The 21,078-nt window shown below is 48.8% G+C and carries 14 protein-coding genes and 1 pseudogene; 2 read left to right on the top strand and 13 right to left on the bottom strand.

Going from position 1 to position 21,078, the window contains the following annotated elements; translation table 11 throughout:
* Positions 1–476: 476 nt before the first annotated feature.
* The 9 genes and pseudogenes from ACQY6I_RS21290 to ACQY6I_RS21250 all read right to left on the bottom strand — a co-directional run bounded on the left by ACQY6I_RS21290 (position 477) and on the right by ACQY6I_RS21250 (position 7,104).
* Positions 477–941, bottom strand: coding sequence for a GNAT family N-acetyltransferase (locus ACQY6I_RS21290; RefSeq protein ID WP_428243531.1), 465 nt, complete (start codon positions 939–941; stop codon positions 477–479).
* Between the two features lie 28 nt (positions 942–969).
* Entirely contained in the window at positions 970–1,428 is a 459-nt protein-coding gene (locus ACQY6I_RS21285) for a WapI family immunity protein (RefSeq protein WP_428243529.1), read from the bottom strand.
* Between the two features lie 109 nt (positions 1,429–1,537).
* Positions 1,538–1,969, bottom strand: a complete 432-nt coding sequence (locus ACQY6I_RS21280) for a hypothetical protein (protein WP_428243528.1) — start codon at positions 1,967–1,969, stop codon at positions 1,538–1,540.
* 542 nt (positions 1,970–2,511) lie between these two features.
* A pseudogene (locus ACQY6I_RS21275) lies at positions 2,512–2,788 on the bottom strand (antibiotic biosynthesis monooxygenase family protein).
* 122 nt (positions 2,789–2,910) lie between these two features.
* Positions 2,911–3,618 carry a hypothetical protein gene (locus tag ACQY6I_RS21270; protein WP_428243527.1) on the bottom strand — a complete coding sequence of 236 codons (708 nt, stop codon included), beginning with the start codon at positions 3,616–3,618 and terminating at the stop codon, positions 2,911–2,913.
* A 55-nt stretch (positions 3,619–3,673) separates the two neighbouring features.
* Positions 3,674–4,045, bottom strand: coding sequence for a hypothetical protein (locus ACQY6I_RS21265; RefSeq protein WP_428243526.1), 372 nt, complete (start codon positions 4,043–4,045; stop codon positions 3,674–3,676).
* A gap of 192 nt (positions 4,046–4,237) precedes the next feature.
* Entirely contained in the window at positions 4,238–4,771 is a 534-nt protein-coding gene (locus ACQY6I_RS21260; protein WP_428243525.1) for a hypothetical protein, read from the bottom strand.
* 662 nt (positions 4,772–5,433) lie between these two features.
* The gene (locus ACQY6I_RS21255; protein WP_428243524.1) at positions 5,434–6,084 is read right to left on the bottom strand and encodes a hypothetical protein; all 651 of its coding nucleotides are present in this window, start codon (positions 6,082–6,084) and stop codon (positions 5,434–5,436) included.
* 357 nt (positions 6,085–6,441) lie between these two features.
* The gene (locus ACQY6I_RS21250; RefSeq protein ID WP_428243523.1) at positions 6,442–7,104 is read right to left on the bottom strand and encodes a nuclease-related domain-containing protein; all 663 of its coding nucleotides are present in this window, start codon (positions 7,102–7,104) and stop codon (positions 6,442–6,444) included.
* A gap of 460 nt (positions 7,105–7,564) precedes the next feature.
* Here ACQY6I_RS21250 and ACQY6I_RS21245 point away from each other — a divergent pair, with 460 nt between their 5' ends.
* A complete protein-coding gene (locus ACQY6I_RS21245; RefSeq protein WP_281176353.1) occupies positions 7,565–7,690 on the top strand; it encodes a hypothetical protein in 126 nt (41 codons plus the stop codon).
* 144 nt (positions 7,691–7,834) lie between these two features.
* On the opposite strand, the gene ACQY6I_RS21240 is transcribed toward ACQY6I_RS21245, so the two are convergent.
* The 3 genes from ACQY6I_RS21240 to fes form a co-directional block, all read right to left on the bottom strand.
* The gene (locus ACQY6I_RS21240; protein ID WP_428243521.1) at positions 7,835–16,342 is read right to left on the bottom strand and encodes an amino acid adenylation domain-containing protein; all 8,508 of its coding nucleotides are present in this window, start codon (positions 16,340–16,342) and stop codon (positions 7,835–7,837) included.
* A 13-nt stretch (positions 16,343–16,355) separates the two neighbouring features.
* Positions 16,356–16,571 carry an MbtH family protein gene (locus ACQY6I_RS21235; protein WP_428243520.1) on the bottom strand — a complete coding sequence of 72 codons (216 nt, stop codon included), beginning with the start codon at positions 16,569–16,571 and terminating at the stop codon, positions 16,356–16,358.
* A gap of 89 nt (positions 16,572–16,660) precedes the next feature.
* The gene (gene fes / locus ACQY6I_RS21230) at positions 16,661–17,965 is read right to left on the bottom strand and encodes an enterochelin esterase (protein ID WP_428243519.1); all 1,305 of its coding nucleotides are present in this window, start codon (positions 17,963–17,965) and stop codon (positions 16,661–16,663) included.
* 196 nt (positions 17,966–18,161) lie between these two features.
* On the opposite strand from fes, the gene ACQY6I_RS21225 reads away from it, so the two are divergent.
* On the top strand, positions 18,162–20,294 hold the full coding sequence (locus ACQY6I_RS21225; RefSeq protein ID WP_428243518.1) for a TonB-dependent receptor: 2,133 nt from the start codon (positions 18,162–18,164) through the stop codon (positions 20,292–20,294).
* A 315-nt stretch (positions 20,295–20,609) separates the two neighbouring features.
* Here ACQY6I_RS21225 and ACQY6I_RS21220 read toward each other — a convergent pair whose 3' ends face one another.
* Positions 20,610–21,071: an FAD-binding oxidoreductase gene (locus tag ACQY6I_RS21220; RefSeq protein WP_428243517.1), complete on the bottom strand. Its 462-nt coding sequence runs from the start codon at positions 21,069–21,071 to the stop codon at positions 20,610–20,612.
* Between the last annotated feature and the right edge of the window lie 7 nt (positions 21,072–21,078).

Below are 21,078 nucleotides of genomic sequence, written 5' to 3'. Positions count from 1 at the left end.
GCGGAAACTCAGAGGCTACCGATTGTTAGCGGATGTCATTCTAGGTGTGAAATTTAAAGACGGTGAACGAGTAACTGAAGAAAGGGAACAATCACAGAGCGTTGCTTGACTCTTTTGCACACCAGATTTTACTATAACTCTTAAAAACATGATCGTATGTAGCTGGATCCGTTATGGATTCACCTTCTTGATGCTGAACCAGATAGAGCCCACCACACTGCTTACCAATGATTTTTGGTTCTTCTCCGTTTATTTGATATTGCATGACTGATTCCTAGTGGGCTGTTAACGCCTTATACCCTTGCGCAACAATCGCGGAGACCGCTGTGGCAAATTATTAGGCGGGAGAATCTCTGAAAAGTGGTCTATTTTCGCGCAGGACGTTGTCAGTGCCAGTCTCACATTCCCTTTTACGCCAGTAAACTGCGGTGTTGCGAGTGGTGCTTCCTCGCCTGCATAAGAGCTATTCCTGTTTTTCAAAGGTCCCTTAGTTTTAGTTCCATAAAAACGCTATTAGGGTCCAATGTATACTCAGCAAAAGGATCGCAATAGCGGAAACCATTCTTTATGTATAGGTTTCTTGCTGGACTAAAATACTCCATAGAACCTGTTTCCAGTTTAAGTGAGTGATAGCCTCGTGACTGTGCTACAGCTATGATGTGATTCAGAATTTTAGAACCAATACCTTTAGCTCTAATGGCAGTAGAAACTCTCATGGATTTGATTTCACCACATTGATGATTAAGCTCTTTAAGAGCGCCACACCCAATTAATTGCCTATCTTCATAGGCAGACCAAAATGTAATGTCTGGAGCTTTCAAGCCATCTATGTCTATTGCGTGTTTACTTTCAGGTGGCGATGTGGATTTCATATCTTCAATATGTTCCTCCAGAAAAGCTTTTATCTCTGGGCTGGTTAAAGGATCAACCTTAATTTTCATGCTCTACTCCATATATTGATTTGCCTTGTTAGCTCCCACGTACCGGATACTTTTCAAGGGCCATTTTAATGCCACCATCTATATTGGCGAAGTCATTAGCATGTAGCTCAATCACTATATTCCAATCTTCGCTCTTAGCAATAAACTGCTCCATTTTAAATGGAGGTTTAAGCTCGTGACTTAGGTTAATGGCTATTCTGACTGCACCATCATTGAATGCCAAAAAATTAAATTTAAGACATGGCTCAATAAATGTTAGGCAAGAGTAGCGCGGTAACTGCCCCTCTGCCAAACTTGAAAACCAGCGTAACAATTGTACCAGCTCTGTAGTTTCCAAAGCCGGATCGACAAGCTCGCATCTATCCTCACCCTGATCAATTTTTACCTTTAATAAGCACCAATCATCTTCCTTTCTCTCTGGAAATTGGTATCCAATTACCTCCAGAGAAAAATCAATCTTGCCTTCTACATTTTTAAGCCTGAACATACTGATTACTTATTTGCGAACTAACGCCCGAATTTGAAGTCATAGTGAAGCGTAGCGGAACAGAAGTCCCAGCCCTGTAGGGGTGAACAACATGCGCTTGTATGATGGTTTACTCTCCATACATTTTTACCCAAAACAGCATTGTTTCATATTTTTTTAGAAGCTTAGTGTCGTCAATACCAGAGATTAAGTCTGTTATAAAATTCTGGACTTGAGATTTTCCAAAAATAGAGCAGAAATACCAAGGTAATTCTTCTACGGAAGCCTCCCATAGACCAGGAGCAGCATATAATGCTCCATCAATTTTTAAAGGACAGCTGGGCTTAACTTTATATAAAACTTTTCCAGCTAGCTCTTGCCTTGACACAAAATTTTCTTGAAGACTTGGATCATAAAAAAAAGGAAACAAACCAAAAAATACTTCTGAATCTTCAGACTTTCCACAGGAAAACACCAGCTGTCTAAGTTGTTGAGGATTATCGTGACCATGCTTGTCTGCGGATTTCAGTACTTTTTCCTGAATTTTATGGCGATTCCACATGCTTGTTTTTCACCTAACGCCTATGTTATTTGTTTTTTTGAGTGGAGTTTTGGAGCAGAGTATCAGAACCAACTCAAAACGGAGTGTCGGCTATCTCACCAAATGAACCACACGTTGCGACTGTTTTCGATATTCATTAGTTCCATACCAGACATGTTTACACTTTAGACAGCGTTCTGATCTGGGAGTAGAAGCCAATGAATTGCAGTTTGGACAATAGTTGAAATAAATATCCTTTTTGATCTCAGCGTAAGCACGCCGTATATATTCATCTTTATTGCATTCAATTTCCTGAAGAACCTTAGTCAAATACTCAGCTGAGTATTTTGACTTTATTTTTTCCACTTCGTCAGCATCGGACCATTTCGGGTTAACTGGAAATAAAGCTGCTCGAAGATACTTTGAATAACCAGTACTAGGCTCCAGCAGAAATCTAAAATTCTTCCAAATATATTCGTAGTGCTCTTGATCCATTACTTACTCATTACTCTTATGCCAATGATTGGTTGAGCACAGCGTAACTGATCCACCACGCTTACTTGTTAAATGCCGTAGTTGTACTCTACCTTCGAAATACGAGTTTTGAACGATGAATACCATTTTTCATGACCAAGCCTTTGGGCCTCTTGATGTTCTGCATTTGCTTTCCACTGCTTGATGGACTCAAGGTCAGACCAATATAAAACCGTAATTCCAATATCTTCTCTTGCAGACTCTACGCCTAAAAAACCTGGTTGTTTTTGAATATAATTCCACCATTTGGTCTGCCATTTGGCCGTAACCATGATCACCTTCAGTTCGGTGAAACGTAAAAACCACCGCTTAGTAAGGCGGCTTCGGTGTGTTTGCGATTAGAGACATATTCAGTCCTTTAGGTATTAATGCCCCCATTTGTTGCTGGTTTGAGCGGAGCAGAAGACCAACCTGATAAAATGCGCTTGCTAATGATTTTTCACTGAAAACAAATGGCAGAGTTTTTCTACCCTGTATCTTTCATATTCAGCACAGTATGTAGAATAATAAGCCTTCCATAATTCGACCTTTTGGTTATAGAAAGTATATTTAAATACGTCTGCATGATACTCAATGTGGTATTCAAAGATCTCTGCAACTGCAATTTCATCGTCAACTAATTTTTCTTGAAGCTCTAAGAAAACCGAAGGGGCTTGATTCGTCATTTGAGAGCAAATGTACTCATCTAGCCTCAAGTAGAGCAAGTCTTCTTCAACAAGCGCAAGAGAAATACGACTATTTATGGCTTTAACGAAATCGTAGAAGCACTCTAGGGTTGCCCTGCCTAACTTTTCAGCGCAATCCAGTCCAATTATTAATTTATCGGACCGACCTTCCAATCTATTCGATGACTCCTCATCAACTGATGAGACCAGCAATATAAATACACAAAATAGCACTTTATAAAGCTCTTCGCTTTCATCGTCTAAATATTTACTCCAGCTGACAAGAGACAATACCTCTTTGGGTTCCAATTTTAGTGTTGCTGGGGTTTCTGAATTATCATATATGTTTTTTAAAGCGGAAAAATGCTCTTCGGAGTCATAGCCGTAATCCGCAATAGCGATTGATTGCAGCATATCAACGGTTATATTTTCTTTTAGTAATCCCCAAAGAGGAAACTGATCGAGATTCATGATTGATCATTAACACCTAAAAAACGCGCATTGATGCGTCCACCTGTTCTTATGATTAGCAATCACTATGTTCAACTGCCAAAGTCATTGTTGCGATTTTTATTGATCGGACTTCTCTTACGAAATCAGCAGTAAAAGTAGGGGCGTCACACTCGTATCCTGCTGAAAAATTACTGATAATCAACGTGGTCTCACCTGAAAAGTATCTCACCTTACTTGACATGAAGCTATTGGCCATATCTTCGCCCAACAGTTCAGTCGCTGCAAACTTAACATTGCTTATGAATATTTCATTAGCTTTTTCGGGATTTCCTCGTTCAGTCAAATACGGAAGAGTATTGGATGGAGCTTCTGTCGGATGGAAATATAAGTAATACAACTCACGGTAAGGTGACTCAGGATCGTATACGAATTGGTAGGTTACCATTATCTCTGCCTGACCATTAAATGAGAGTCAGTAATGCATATCAGCTTGAGCAAACGTTCCTCAGGAACCTCAAAAGAAATCGTTTCCGAGGAAGCATTAGCTCCAATCATCAATATAAATATTGTAAATAGACGTTTCATGTGGACTCCTGCTAACGCTTCAACCTCTGCCGGCAAGATTAGCTTGTTATGTCTATTCACTGACATTGATAGATTTAATCAGGTTAACGGTTTTACCAGAAACATAGTCTGTTACTACAACCTCAAATTTGTATGTTCCTACCTGTTCGTGGGGCTCCACGATCAGCTTAATAAAATCAGCGCTGAGACCTATAGATTGGCCCTTTGGTGATTTTTTGTCATACCACACTTCACTCTCAGGAATCTGGCTATAAATTTTACCATCTGGCTGATAGATGGTTAGTTTCTGCGTCACACGGCAATTTCCCTGCTTAGTTTTTCCGCACAACTTGAACACTATAAATGCAGAGATAACCTCTCCTTTTTTTATTTCTTCAGAGGTTGGGAAATATACGCCCTTTGATGGGGTATTCCAGTTTCTTAGTGCTACCTCCGAATTGCTTGATAATACAAGTTCTGCACAAAAACCAGATGAACATTTTCTATAGTTTGTTTCTGGCAGCTCTTTTTGGTCTGGCCCAATGAATGAAGCCCAGGATGCACCAGACAGAAAAAATAGAATTACGCCAATAATTTTTGTATTCATTACGATCCTTCTAGGTGTATAGCGCCGCTATTTGTGGCACTAGTATAGGCGCGAAGCGCCGAAGCATAGGTCCAGTACCTGCGCTTACTGGTGCGATACAAGATGCACTTGTTGGTTTTGTTTCTGCTGTTTCATGATGAGCTTTTAACATTGTGGTGTGCCTTTGAGTTCTGGTAGCAATTAATACAAACGATTGCCATATCATTAAACTCTCGAAATCGTTCAGTCAGGCCACCTTCTTCTTCGAATTTGGACTCACATTTGTGACACCAAGCTTGAAGATCATTTGGATCGTCCGAGTTCTCTATAAAACCGGCAGGCTCACCTTCTGGCTTTAATAGATGGCGACACACTACCGCTGAGACACGTTTTCCGTGTATACCACAATCTACATACATTGGTTCTGAAGCTGTACTCATTTAAAACCTAAATTTAAAGTAACTGGCGAAAGTTCGAGCCAAAGTGATTGAATCCAGTGTGTACCGAGAAGCGGTGTTTACGCATGAAATTTATTGTTTTGTATGCTCTATCGTAATTATTTTTTTATCAATGAATTTGAATTGTGGTCTCGGAGAATAAGTGCAACTTCGACTGATAAGCTCAAATGGAAACTCTTCAACATAGTACTTTAACTTCACATGATTCTCCTGAGTGTGTAACGCTTAGTCAGGCGCCGAGTTAGTGGTCGGCTGCACTAATTTGTCAGGCATTGACGCCCGAATTGCTGTAGCCAACTCTAACAACGACAAATTAAGTTCATTCCAATATTTCGTCTCTTCGTCGTCATTACCTACTGGTGCGTATATTTTTTTTCTGAAATCTATCATTGCACTTGCAACTGAGTTACTTTCACCAGCAAGGGGAAGCTCAGCCCAATATAGCTGTTCAAATCGTTGAATCTCTTTCTGTTTTACGTCTGATGACAATCCTTCTTTGATTGATAATCTTGAGGCTACTTTTAGCGTTTCTCGGTACAAAGCATCAAGTTCTGCGTATTTGTTAATATATTCAATCTGATTCTGTGAAAATGATTTAATTCTTGGATCGTTTGAGTATTGCATTAAGAATTGAATTTTCCTTCTCCAGACTTCAGGTCTTTCAGATTCCATTGCTCCCAAATATGATATTAGCAGCTCGCGTTCATTCTGAGACTGGGCACGATATTGTTCCAGCTTCAGCTTGCCGAGATCAATTACCCAAAAGGAGGCCACCGCACCAAGTGCGATAAAAAGCCATTTCAGTAGCTCCATTCGGAGCTTCGCCTTTTCTAAGGATATCTTTTCTGATGCTAGTTTGTATTCAAACTCGTCCACTATCGATACCTAAATAAACGCTATTGAGATTTGGATGAATTTACGCAGTGAACAGGTGCAGATTCACATATAAGAGCAAAATATTTCAGGCAGGAAGGGGAGAAGTTTTCTTGTAATTTTTCACACCCGGTACCATCGGAATGATATTCAGCGCAACCATCCTTGCATCTGGCTTCTGCAGGTGCGTGACCCAGCATTCCGCAGCCTGTCATAGTAAAAGCTAAAGTAAGTAAAAAATAAACTCGCTTCATTGGATGCTCTGGATGCCTAACGCCGTAAACAGGGGGCGCTGAAAGACGGTCCCACCCAAAAGGGGCTTGACTGCCTTGTCTGGTTAGGTGGTTTTCATCCACAGTACTAGGTTTCTCCAAATTTTGATTCGAGATACGCTTGATGCTCAATATCCGTTTTAGATGTGAGCTCAAAACGTTTACATTCTATACGACCTACGCAAAAGTGTACCCGGTTTTCAGATATTGACGCGAATCTCATACCATCGATATATGGCATTAATTCATCAATATGTATGACCCCTTTGGGAATTTCCGTTTTAAACTCGGCATCACCGGTAAAAACTACCAGACTTTTTATTTCTTCTGATGGAAGGAAATCAAGTAATTTTTGTACAGCCAGGACATGCTTTTTATTTTGAAAGATAGGGTTCTGGAATTGTCTTTTTATATGGAATTTTACTTGAGTCCATTTTTTTTGCGTTTCGTTTGCAAATAACCACCCCGAATAATGCTTTGTTTCGATAACTAAGATGCCATTTTGAGTGATCAGAATATGGTCAATCTGAGTCGTTCCGTCACCGTACGGTAGTGTTATATTGTTGAGAACATGCGACGTAGAATTTTGACAGTACCGCACCAACAGCCTTCTTACAGCACCCTCACCGAGATTCTCGTCTTTTTTTCTTCGTCTATTTCCACGTTTATAGCCCAAGAAAAATGAGATGCTCCCTAAAATCACAAGGGCAATCACTAAATTCTCATCAAGCTTTGTAAGTAGGTCCAACATGTGTATTCATCTAACGCTCGCAATACCGGACAACAATTTGGAATTGTTCCGAGTGCTTGCACTTGTATGGTTCAATTTCATTGTTCACCGCGCTATTCCCTCACTGTTTTATAGATAAGGTGAAGCCCCCAGTTAGCAGCAACAAGTTACCGGGGAAGTAATCCGATGCGTACCAGGTATTCGATACCATAAACAAATCTGGATGCTTCTCCGACCCGATTTTATCTCGAACAGTCGGATGAGCTTCTAAGCCCGAATCTAGCAAGTACGGGGCGCTATGACAATCTGTCCAACCCCCAGCCCCATCATCAAACAAACTGATCATCATGGTGATCGTTCTAAAAAATAGATCCAGAAGATCAGTTCATTGAAATTTACCTCGTCATTGGCTTTTTGGATACTAGATTGGTCGCCAGCGGTTGACGTTGGCTTAACCTGAAACCACACCAAGGAGCCTGACATGAAACAAATCTCAAAAAAAATAATCCGCAAAATTCGCCCGAATAAAGAAAAAGTCGCTGCCGCTAAATTGATGTTCTGTAATTACGCTAATAATTACTATGGTGATCAGCTGTGCTCGAAGTAACCACGGTCTTGAATAAAAAGTAGCCGGCAAATCGGTTCTGGATGCAGAGCTGGTTTGCCGGTTGGTTTTGGCAGGATCACTACAAGTCCGTTTCACTGTCACCGTACAGTCCGTTTTGCAGGTACTTCCTTGTACCGTGTTCCCTTAGTTTTGGTTGAGCATTGAGTTCAATAATGGTCCCAGGTCCGGCAATGAATCGGGCGATAGAATGTCTTCATGGGAGCAGTCCAGCTCGTGGGTTTCCAGGTTATCGAGATAGGGTTTCCAGCAGGCTTGTATGTCCATGTCTGCCGGTAGTGTCTGGGTGGCGACAAACAGAGTTGCGGTGCCATGAAACAGGGGCGTTTGGGCCTTCGATAGCAGCCTGACGGAGTCGGCATAGTTGGCGACGATTTCTGCAAACATGCTGGCTTTTTCCTGTTCCATAAACGTATCCATATGTTCTCCGGCTCCGGCCATAAACTGTTCCTGTTCCCGCTGCACTTCCTGTTTTGCTTCTTCGTCAACGGGTCCATTCCAGTCTTGTCCTTCCGGTGGGTAAGTGTCGAGCAGGCCGAGAAAATCAATCTCTTCACCCAGGGCCTGTAATCTGGCCGCGAGGCCATGGGCTATGACTCCGCCGAGTGAGTAGCCGATGAGTCGATATGGCCCGTGGGGCTGAATGGCGCGAAGTTCCGCCAGGTGTTGTTCACACATGGCAGCTATATCTGCGGCGCTGGCAATCGGTCCTTCCGGTCTGGGTGATTGCAGGCCGATGATGGGGTAGCCGGTATCGAGATAGCGCGACAGGGCGCTGTATTGCCAGGCGAAGCCAGAAGCAGGGTGGATACAGAACAGCGGGGTTCCGTGTCCCTGACGCATGGGCAGAACCGGACCAAAACCTGACAGGCTGCGATCATTGGCCAGTTGTTCATCTGCGAGTATTTGCGCTAGCCGGGTAACGGTTGGTGAAACCATAATCTGACCGACTGACACAGAGCGGTTCAATGTCCGGCGCAGTTCACCAGCGAGCCTCATAGCCAGCAGTGAGTGTCCACCGAGTGTGAAGAAGTCATCGTCGGCGTATACCTGGGCAATACCAAGGGTTCGGGCGAAGGCACCCGCCAGGGTGGTTTCCAGACCCGGAGCCGGTAACCGGCGATGATCGGTTGAGATCGATTCCGGATCCGGGAGCGCTTTTCGATCCAGTTTGCCGTTGGCACTCAGTGGAAACTCCGGCAGTTGTATGATGGCCACTGGCACCATATGGGCCGGCAGCTGGTTGCTTAGATGTTGTTGCAACGTGTGGGTGTCCACTGAAGTGCTTGCTGTTATGTAGGCCAGCAATTGGCGGTTGTCGGCACCGGTCATCTCGTTGCCGGTCAGGGATCTGGCCAGCGCCACGGCGCGGTCAACGCCGGGATACGCCATGATGGCGGCTTCAATTTCTCCCAGCTCGATGCGCTGACCACGTATTTTCAGTTGATCGTCGCTGCGGCCCAGATAATCCACCGCCCCGTCCTCCCGCCAGCAGGCCATGTCTCCGGTCCGGTACATGCGTTGGCCATGGGCAAACGGATCGGCGACGAAACGGCTGGCGGATAGGCCCGGGCGCTGCCAGTAGCCCAGCGCCAGCTGGTCGCCACACAGATACAATTCCCCCGGCACGCCGGCTGGAACCGGCCGCAGGCAGTGATCCAAAATGCGCAAACGGGTGTTCCAGACCGGCCGGCCAATGGGGATTCCGGTACCGTGCGGGAGTTGATCGACGATATCCAGCGCTGGCTGATAGGTGACATCCACCGCGGCTTCGGTGGGACCGTAGAGGTTATGCAAGGGAGCATTGAAGAGCCGGGCGTAGTCGGCCACCAGGTCACGACTCAGTGCCTCACCACTGCAAAATACCCGGCGCAGAGTTGGGCAGCAGGTCAAAGGCTGGCCTTCAGTGGTTGTTGGAACGGCTGCAACGAATGCAGACAGCATCGATGGTACAAAGTGCAGGGTAGTGATCTGCCGGGTTTCGATCAGTTCGCGCAGCTGTTCCGGATCCCGGTGTGCATCCGGCGGAGCCATGAACAGTTGTGCCCCGGCGATCATAGACCAGAAAAACTCCCATACTGATACATCAAAACTGGAAGGTGTTTTCTGCAGAATCACGTCATCAGCCTGTAGAGGATATTCCGCCTGCATCCATAACAGCCGATTGACGATAGCTCCGTGGGAAACCAGCACGCCTTTGGGACGTCCGGTCGAACCGGAGGTGTAAATCATATAGGCTGGGTGGTCGATGCTGATGTCCGGAGCGGTCAGACAATCGGGTACCTTAAGAGTTGTTTGTGAGTCCAGTCGTAATAGGGGGACACGATCGTCAAAACGGGCCTGCTCGGCAGTACAGGTGATCAGCAACCGGGGTTGTGCATCTTCGATCATATAAGTCAGCCGTTCATCCGGGTAACTACTGTCCAGAGGCAGGTAGGCTGCACCGGCTTCGATGATTGCCAGCAATGCCAGACTGAGATCGACCGATCTGGGCAGACATACCGCCACGATGTCGCCGGCGCGAACACCTTCGTGTGCCAGCTGCGCCGCCAGCATTGTGACTCGCTGCCGGACTGCGGCAAAACTCAGGGTTTGCTCAGTATCTGCCAGCGCGATGGCCTCCGGCGTTTGTTGCGCCTGACGGATCAGCAGATCCCGCAGGGTTTGTGGTTTGATCTGCTGGTCGGTGTTGTTGGTGCGGCGGATCAGTGCCTGCTCTGCAGGCAGTTGCATGTTAAGCGCGGCAAAACTCTGTTCCGGTTTGGCGACGAGTTGCTCCAACAGCATGAGCAGGCGCTGGGAAAGCGCCTGTGCCTGAGCCTGCGGAATACGATATTCCATCAGAATGTTGATCTGCGCCTGCGGCAGAATCAAAACCGTTAGCGGGTAGTGGGTGTAGCCCCGGTTGCGGATGGAGGTCAGGGTCGCACCGTGGAAAGTCTGTTGTTGCAGACGCTCGTGATCTGGATAGTTTTCCACCACCAGCAAGGTATCGAACAGATTGCCGGCATCCGCCAGTCGCTGGATTTCGGCCAGTCCCAGGCCATCATGCTCCAGCAGTTGAATCTGCTGTGCCTGAATGGTCTGCATTTGTTGCCACAGATTCTGATCCGGATTTAACCGCACACGCACCGGAACCGTATTGCTGAACAGACCGATGTGCTCATCGATGCCGCTAATGGGGCTGAAACGGCCCGATACCGGTGACCCAAAGATGACCTCGCTGCGTCCGCTCATGGCTGACAGCACCATTGCCCACACCGTTTGCATGACTGTGTTCAATGTCAGACCGCACTCACGAATGCGTTGCCGCAGCCGGGTTTCGAGGTCAGGATGCAGGCGCAGATTCAGCTCGCTGACCTCGGTAGCCAGCGTTGTATGTTCAAACAGACGCGTGGGTGTTGCCTGGGTGAAGGTTTGTTTCCAAAGTTCCCTGGCCGGGGCCAGGTCCCGCTGCAACAACTGGGTAACCACATCGACGTAGGGAACGCGGGTGGCTGTTAAATGTTCGGGCCCATGATCATAGGCATTGAGTAGGTCACGCAGCATGATCGGTGTAGACCAGCCGTCCACTACCAGGTGATGGGCGCTGATAAATAGGCGATGTTGTTGTTCAGCCAGTTTCACCAATACCGCATTGAGCAACGGCGCCGCGCTGGTACCCATCATAAAATCGCGGGTCAGTTCCTGGTATTCGATCTCCGCGAGACGGTTTTGTCTGGAGGCTTCTGGCTGAGGTGTCAGGTCATGATATTGCAGCGGCCAGCGCTGGTGGTGGCGCTCAGGGCTCAGCAGCGGTAGCAATTGCAGTAAGTGATCGCTGACTTCAGTGTCGAATATGGCCCCGAGTTGCGGGTGTTTTCGCAGTACGGCGTCCAGCGCGGCCTGTAGTCTCGGCTGTTCCAGCGGACCGGTGAAGTCAAGACTACAGATGGAACTGTAGTGATCGCTCTGTTCTCCGAGTCGGGCATGAAACAGCAGCCCCTCCTGCAACGGCAATACCGGCAGCACACTGGCAATCGGCCCATACAGTGCAGCGAGGGCGTGTAGCTCACCCTGATCCATTGTCAGCAGAGTAATGTCGGCGGGCACCAGGGTATCGGCGGCCTGCAACGGTGACTGGCGGGCAAAATCCGCCAGGGTCATGACCGCCAGACTGAGCTGTTCTGTCAGCAGACCGATGTCCTCACGACTGAACACACCCTCGGCCCAGCTCCAGTTCAGTGCCAGTCTTGGTGCGCCATCGGCATGGCTTTCGTCAACAAAGATATTCAGCTCCAGCGGATAGGCCATGGGCATATCAGCAGCCATATCGACGGCGAAGCTATCGGCAAAGACACCATTGTTAGAAGTGGGTGTCCAGTCTGTTTGCTGTTGGTGAAAACGGCCCAGATAGTTGAACAGAATCTGCGGGCCATGGTTTTGTTCGAGTACGCGCAATTGTTCTGAGTGGTGGGTGTCCAGGTAACGCAGCAGGCCATAACCGAGTCCGGCATCGGGGATGCGGCGCATGGCCTGTTTCACGGCGCTGACGATCACCGCCGGATGATCGAGGCGGCCTTGCCCGAGATCCACACGCAAGGGATATTCGGCGGTCAGCCAACCCACCGTACGCGCGGGTTCGATGCCGTTTGTCAGCGTCTGGCGGCCATGGGATTCTAATGCCAGGCGGATATCTGAGTATTGGAAATGCCGACTCAGGGCCAGACTGAACGCGCTGATCAGGGCTTCTTCCACGCCGATTCGATAAGCACCGGGAATTGTGGTTAATAACTGCTCACTAATCTCGCTGTCGAGTAATAGTCGTTGGTATCGGGCGTGGCCGCAGGTATCGGTGGCCGGATTCAGTGGCCGCTGTCCAAGATCTTTGCGGCCCGGACTCAGATGATGCTGCCAGATGGCGAGTTCGGTCTGTCGGTTGGAGACATCAGCATGTAATGCATCCGCCCAACTCAGGATGTTGATCTCTTCGGCGGCGATTTCGATACTCTCACCGCAGCTGGCAGCTGCAACCGCTGTTTGTAATTCTGGTAATAAAATACGCCACGACACGCCATCTACGGCCAGATGGTGAATGGCCAGAACCAGAGCCCGTTGCTGTTCTGCAGTAGTGATATGGACAGCGTGCATTAATACGCCGTTGCTGGCATCAATGGCCTGATTGGCCTGCTCAAAAGCATCATCTGCTGCATGATCTAGGTTGTGAGGGCTGTGCAACTCTGACAACACCCGTTCATCCAGTGTGGCTTCAGGGGTTGGAATCATGATCTGTTGATCATGTACTGCGGCTCTGAGCATGGGGTGGGCGCTGCGCAAAGCCAATAGTCCCCGCTGCATATGCTCTGTGGTGATGTGGGCGGGAAGTGTTAAAAGTACGGCTTGCGTGTAATGACCGGATAGCCGGTAGTGTTCCGTAAACCAGCTGATGATCGGCAGAGACGCCAGTATGCCGGACGTTCTGGCCGCTGGTTGTTCGTTCAGATCCAGTGTTTCAAGCGTGTTTGCCATAACAGCCGCGGTACGGCTGTTGAACACATCGCGGGGGCGCAGGCGATAACCGTGCTGGCGTAAAAAATGACCCAGAGACATGGCGGAGATGCTGTCGCCACCCAGGCTGAAAAAGTCTTCATCCGGACCGACCTGATCGAGTGCGAGGCTGCTGGCAATGGCTTCGCAGATCAGTTGCTCTGCGGTGTTGGTCGGTGCCCTTTGCGGCTGTCCACTGGTCATGACGATTTTCGGCAATGCCGGGCGATCAACCTTGCCGTTCACATTCAGCGGAAATGCTGCCAGTACCATGAGCGCCGCCGGCACCATGTAATCGGGGACTTTAGCCGCCAATTGTTGTTTGATATTCAACGCCGCGGACTCGGCGGTGTCCGGGTGATAGTCGGGCATGACGCAGTACGCCAGTAACCGATAGGTGTTGCCTTGTGGTTCTGCGAGTACCAGTGCGTCAGAAACGCCGGGCAGGGACGCCAGGGCATGTTCCACTTCGCCAGGTTCAACTCGAAAACCACGAATCTGAATTTGAAAGTCGCTACGCCCCAGATAGTCAATCTGACCATCGGCACGCCAGCGCACCAGGTCGCCGCTGCGATACATGCGCTCACCAGGTCGGAATGGGTTGGCGACAAACCGGGTAGCCGTCAGTTCAGGGCGATTCAGGTAAGCGAGTGCCAACCCCGGACCGGCCACATACAACTCCCCGGTGACACCAACCGGAACCCGTTGGAGTTGTTGATCCAGCACATAGGCCTCGGAGTTGGCGACCGGTCGGCCAATGACCACTTCGGCACAATCGCGGGCATTGGCTCCAAGACTGTCGATGGTGTTTTCGGTCGGGCCATAAAAGTTCTGCAATAACAATTGCGGATATTTGCGGGCTTCGGCCCATAATGCCGGTGACGCGGCCTCACCACCGACCAGAATCAGTGCCGGGTGATGTTTGCCAGCTGCCATGAGACCGCAACTGAACAGTTGTGACAGAAACGATGGTGGCAGATCCATGGTATCGATCTTGGCCTGATGCACGGTATCGACCACGGCTTCGGCATCACGGCGGGTGTCTTCATCGATGATGTAGAGTTCATGTCCGAGCAGCAGCCAGAAAATCTGGTCCCATGAAGTATCAAACGAAAACGAAGCTGTATGTGCTGCCCGTAAGGTACGGTTCAGTTGTCTGGCAACAGGTAGGTAGACCTGTTCGGCATGGTCCCACAACAGGTTTAGCAAACCACCATGGGCAATCATGACACCTTTGGGTTTGCCGGTGGAACCCGAGGTATAAAAAAGGTAGGCGAGATCATCGGCCGAAATTGCTCTTCCCAGATCAATAGTCGTAACCGGATGCGGTGCTTGTTGCTGCCAGTTTGCTCTGGTGGTGGTTTCATCCAGGCACAACGCATGTTCGAATCGTGGCAGCTGAGGCAACATGCCGCTGCAGCTGATCAACAGTTCGGGAGCTGCGTCTTCACACATATAAGACAGCCGTTCCAGAGGGTATTCCGGATCCAGTGGTAAATAGGTGGCACCCACGGTCAGAATTGCAAAGATGGCGATCAGCATTTGCTCGTTACGCGGCAACGCCAGTGCCACAACATCTCCCGGGTGGATATTTTCATGCAGTAACAGGCGTGCCAGTCGGGTGCTTTGGTCTGCCAGCTGCGCAAACGTCAGCTTGGTTTGACCGGCCATCACGGCATTCTGATCAGGCAGTAATCGTGCCTGTTGATAAAACACATCCATGACGGTTGCGAATGTGTCTGGCAGCGTTAATCGTGGACCGGTACCCCAGTCGATCAACAGGTGTTTTTCGGTTTCGCTCAACAATGGAATCTGACCGATACTCTGCTGCGGTTGCTGCGCCAGTGCGGTGATGAAATGTTGCAGACGCTGTGCATGTAGCTGGATCTCGGCTTGTTGATAGCGGCTGCGGTTGCCCACCAGTTCAATAAACAGGCTGCCGCCATGAAAATGCAGGCCGAAATCCAGATCATCTACCGGACCCGCCGCCAAATGGTGAGTGACGGCGCTGACGCCGTTAAAGTCGATTTCATAGTCGAACATTCGCAGGTTGATCGTAGGGCCGTAGAGTGCCCGGCCGGAACCAACGATGCCGGCGTCGCGTTGTATGTGTTCGGCATCGTAGCGCTGATATTTGCGCAGTGTTTTCAAGGCATGTTGCATGTGCTGGATGATCTCCGGCAGCTGCATGTGTGGTTCGATGGAAACTTTGAGTGGTAAGACGTTTACGGTCGGTCCACCGGTTGTTGCCGCTGCTGACCCCATGCGCCTCATCAGCGGAAATCCAACCACCAGAGCAGCGCTGTCGCTCATGCGTCTCAGGTACGCCAGAATGGTTGCCATGGCACGTTCTGATTCGTGGTTATCAGGGGCAATGTGTGCGAGTGCTGTGAGAGTCTCCGCACTGATTTTCACCTGCTCGTGCCAGCGCTCGGTGCCAACATCATTGGCAGAAAACTCCCGTAATGACAGATTCAGTGGTTTATCCAGTGTGCTGACATAGTCCTGCCAGAATGCTTTATCTCGTGCATATTTGGTGGAGGCTTCATAGTGCCGGTACTCGTTAACCACCTCAGCAAATGAACTGAATGGTGAGACTGACATGAATTGTCCCGATTGCCGTTGCCGGTAGATATCCGCCACTCTGGCGGTAAAGGCGTTGAAGCTGTAGCCATCCAGCATGATATGGTGAAAACGTTGATACCAGAACCAGCGATCCGGTTCGATCTGAATGAGCAGTTGTCGATACAGGCATTCAGAACCATCCACGGGTAAATCCTGATCGAGGTCGGCTTGGATCACTGCCAGAGCATCTGGTTCGGATAACAACAATTCTTCAACGGCTACAACAGCATCTGGGTTTTGAGCCATTGGCAGGCGTTGAACCGGGCCGTTTTCGGTGTGTCGATATTCGGCGGTAACGGTATCGATTTCTGCCAGCCCCTGGTGGATGGCCTGTTTCAGTTGCTGACTGTTCAGGGTACCGCGCAGCTCAATATAGTGAGCGATAGTGTAAGCGTTTCTTGGTGAATACAGCTGATCACCGAGCCAGATGCCCAATTGCGTGCTGGTTAACGGCAGTTCGATAAATGAGCTTGATTTAGACACGGCAATATTCCTTTCAGGCTAGTTTGGTTCGCAGGCTTAACGGTCTGATATCCTGCCAGTGACATTCGATATAGTGCAGACAATCGGACCGGCTTGCTGGGCCATGGACGGTTTGCCAGCCATCCGGTAGGGGAGCAAACACTGGCCAGAGGCTGTATTGCTCCTGGGTGTTCAGCAGTACCAGATAGGAAAGGGAATCATCGTCAAAAGGGTTGGTTTGTGTATTCATGGAAAATATCACCTGAAACAGAAATGTGTTCATGAAGAGGTGGCTGGCACCTGGGGTAGCAATTTTGCCGGGGGTGAAGTCAGGGGTTTTTAGGTTTGCAGGACCCATTGTATGCCGTCGATGACACCGCCGCGCCAGCAGAGGACGTCATGCCCGCCATCAAACTGACGATACATAAGATTGTGTCCAGAGGACAAAAGTGAGTCTCGAATGTTGCGGTTGAAACTATTCATCAACCCTTCGCGCCGGCCGACTTCCATAAACACCGTGAGCCGGTCGCGGGCACCCAGGCCGGATTGTATTTGTTCTCCAAGCCATCCGACCGCATCTGATGGTTGAACTTTCAGAGAGCTTTCATGCCGAATCAAATGATCATGCGGCCACCAGAATGATCCAGACTGCGAAACCACCGCGCCGAATCTCTCCGGCCAGTGCAATGCTGCATACAATGCCGCCAGGCCACCGAAACTTTGTCCGACCACGACGGTTTGTTTCGGCTGATCGGTAAAACGGTGAAACTGTCTGACCAGTGGCAGCAACTCCTGTTGTACGGCCTCCCAAAAGCACCTGTTACAGGGCAGTTCCTCGCTTCTGATCGCACCGTCGATTGAATCAATGAGTACGTAGACTGCCGGTTTCATATGTCCTGCCTGAGTTTGTTCGGCAACAACCGGCAATATCGGCATGGCTTCAATCCAGCGCCGGCCATCTAACAGAATTATCAATGGCAGGTTGTCACTGGGGTGAGGGGCTGATGAATATACCCAGACCGGGCGTTGCCGTTGCAGCCGCTGGCTGTTCCAGCTCAGAGTTTTCAGAGTGGCTGGTTGGCAGGGATCGGTTTTGCCGAAATCGATGTTTTTCCAAGGCTGTTGCGGAATGGCACCCGGAAGGTGTAGAGCCGACGCCTGGCCCCAGCCTCCGCCATGAGAGCGCCAGGGGTTACACTCATCCGTCACTGCATTCGAGACAACAGACAGCCACCATTGGCGCTGCTGTTCGTCATCGCCATTTTGGCGTTGCGCATCCGGTACATCGTGGGCACACAGAGGAATAAAGCTATAACTGCCACGCCAGGTCGCATCGAGGGCTAGTGTCTTAAACCAGATATCGGTGCCGCTGATACGCACTAATGACGTGGGTGTCCAGCTATGATGATCGGTCACGGAGTTGATATCCAACAGGACCTGACAGATGTCCGACTGATGTTCGTTACCATGCGGATCACGCCAGAAAAAGGCCACTGTACAGGTGTTGTCGTGGTGTTCTTCAATGACGGGTGTCCCACATGCCCGAAGCTTTTGCCACCATGCCGGCGAACCGGTATCAGCCATAGTCAGCCATGGATGACGGATAGGGGAGGCGCTCATTGCAGGCTTTATTGTTGGAATCATGAGTGTCTATTGCTCTCAATCAGGATTGGCAGGATATCTTTAGAAAATATTATTGCGAATCATTCTCATTTTCAATAAATTTGTAAATATCGATTCAATTTCGAGGGAATGGTCGCAGACATTGCGGCTGACATTCTGCAATTCAGATTTTGCACTGACGTTTGATTGGTGCGTTCACACATGGGGAAGTACATTCATGTCGAAAACCAAGTCCGCTAGCGGAGAAACCGCAACTATTCATGCTCCTGCGCTACTAGCGCTGGCGATTGTTTTTGCGAATGGTTCATTTTTGCCGAATATGGCCTATGCCGATGAAGACTCAATCAATTTGGACACTTTGATAGTGACCGGAGAGAAAGTTAATAAATCCGCTAAAAAGACCACCACTGGTGTCACTGTGTTAACCGGCGATGTAATTGGTGATGGTGATAAAAAAGATGTGGCCGATGTAGTGACCGAGGCTCCTAATGTTATCAGTAGCGGTAGTGGTGCTACTAATATACGTGGAGTCGACGGCGGTGGTGCAGCAACCGGTGTGGTGTCGTTTATTTCCGGTAGCCGACCGAGAGTAAGCACATCGATTGACGGCATTGCAGAATCCTGGGCCGGGTACATGTTCGTCAACGGTGATTTGTGGGATGTCGAACAGGTCGAAGTTTTACGCGGACCGCAATCCACTAATCAGGGGCGTAATTCCATCGGTGGTTCTATTGTTGTACAAACCAAAGACCCGAGTTTTGATTGGGAGGCGGGGATTCGTGGTGGTTTTGAAACCGCCAATGACCACAATCGTTATCAATTGGCGGGCATGCTCTCCGGACCGATCATCGACGATGAGTTGGCGTTTCGGCTGGCTATTGATGGCCTGAATGGCAACGGTTATATCGATTACGATTATGCCGATGGAACCGATAAGGCGCCCTGGGATCCGTCCGAACAGACAAACATCAACGTGCGCGGAAAACTGTTGTGGGAGCCTGACTACATTGCCGGTTTATCGGCCAAGTTAACCGTGAATCACCGTGAGGCAGAAGGGGAGTATCTGAACTTTGTGAATAACTTCGATGGTCACAAACTATCGGATTACACCCTGACTATGAGCGACTACACCAATACCCGCTATCAGGATTCGGAGGTAAATTCGTTTTCAACGGATATTGATTATGCGTTCAACGATGCATTGAGCAATGTGCTGAGTATTAGTTACAGCGACTATCACGCTTCGTTTGAAGTGTATCCCGATAACTGGCCAAGAAAGATGGATTTGATTGAAACATCCACCACTCTGGAAAATCGAGTGGTATATGCGCCTGCACAAGGACATCTCAGCGGTATGGTCGGTTTTTATCTGTACAACAGTCAGAAGGATCTCGATGTACTGATCGAGCCGACCGAGAATGTATTTAACGACTTGTTTACCTCTGACGATGAAACCACCACGTTGGCGATATTTGGTGAAATGACTTACAACCTGCTGGAGCCGTTGGACCTGATTCTCGGTGCTCGATTGGAGAACGAGCGCCAGGACCGCGATTTCGTTGCCAGCGCCTGGCAGGATGCACCGACCATCGACGCGGTAGAGGATGAAACCATGTTTTTGCCAAAAATCGGGCTGACCTATGCAGTATCCGCTGACACCGTACTTGGACTCACCGCCCGAAAAGGATACAACGCCGGCGGTGCGACACTGAATAGTGATGATGAATACTATACGTTTGATAAAGAAGAAGTCTGGACTTACGAATTCAGCACCCGTAGTACGTTTCTGGATAATCGCCTGAATGTGAGTACCAATACTTTTTACAATCAATACAAGGACTACCAGGCACTGAGTGGTATCGAAATCGAAAATATTCCAGAAGGCTACAGTTATGGATTTGAAGCAGAAGTGCGCTCATCGGTAACACCAACCCTTGAGGTGTACGAAACCGTTGGGTTGTTAAAATCCCTGGTGACCAAATCAACCGATGAAAACCCTGAGTGGAAGAAAAATGAATTCAATTACGCACCGAGCATTAACTTTGGCTTGGGTTTGAAAAAATACCTTGGCCTCAGTTGGTCCGCTGGCCTGGATGCCAATTATGTCGGTGAGTACTACTCAACCATCAACAACGATGAAGATCGTATTGCCGGTGATTACACCGTGGTTGATCTTAATTTGACCTACAGCCGGGGCAATATTACGGTCGGTACTTATGTTAATAATCTGTTTAATGAACGGGTTACACTGTCGCAAAGCAGCTACAGCAGCTGGTTTGATGCCGGTTATCAGGAAGCCACTCTGGGGGCACCCAGAACGATTGGTATGACCGTGGAATATAAAATGTAATATCACTGCGGGGCGTCAGTGGGTCCTATTAAAACCGGAAGAACAAATTTGTTGCTCCGGTTTTTACCTTTGCAGACCGGAGATTGATGTATTTTTCCGGACTGATTGTCAATCAGAGTTACACACTAAGTGATTTCGCCGTAAATGCGGGGCTGTTGGGTTGTTGTTGGCAGCCATTGGGAGGATGATGAGTTTCTCGAATCAGACTCAACCTATCGTCTTGGGGGTTGAGCCGGAGAAAGGGGCATTTAAGTTGATCTTGGAGGGAAAGGATATTCCCTCACTGTTTTTCCCATCCCGATAAAACCAATCAGATTATTCCGCATTTTCCTCGACCAATGTGCCAATCAAATTGTGAAACACCATCAGTTGCTGCTGTACTTGTTGTTGTTCTTCTACAGTCAATGCTTTATATCCACGAAACATCGGCCAGCCATAACCCCAGCGATACCAGGTCGGAAAGTAGGGCGACCCTCCCATTCGAACACCAGCATGCATCAGTATCGAGATACCGTTTTCACCCATATCACTGACACACTGTTCCAGGGCTGTATCCGCCTGTTCGCGCTGCTCAAATGTACCACCCTTCCAATAGGCGTAATCATGACGAATGCAGCATTCGATCCACTTGCTGTTGGCGGCCGGAGTGCCATCTGGAAAAATACTGCAACCGTCGGTGGTAAAGGGTTTGAGTTCGGCGTCAGCGAGTGCGATACCCGGCAACAACAGTAACGGCAATATGACTTTTATGGCTTCTTTCAACGTGCGCCTGCGCATGTGCTAA

Source organism: Gynuella sp., assembly GCF_050297175.1.
Taxonomy (GTDB): domain Bacteria; phylum Pseudomonadota; class Gammaproteobacteria; order Pseudomonadales; family Natronospirillaceae; genus Gynuella.
Note: the sequence above shows the minus strand (reverse complement) of the source record. Positions and strands in the feature narration are given on the sequence as shown.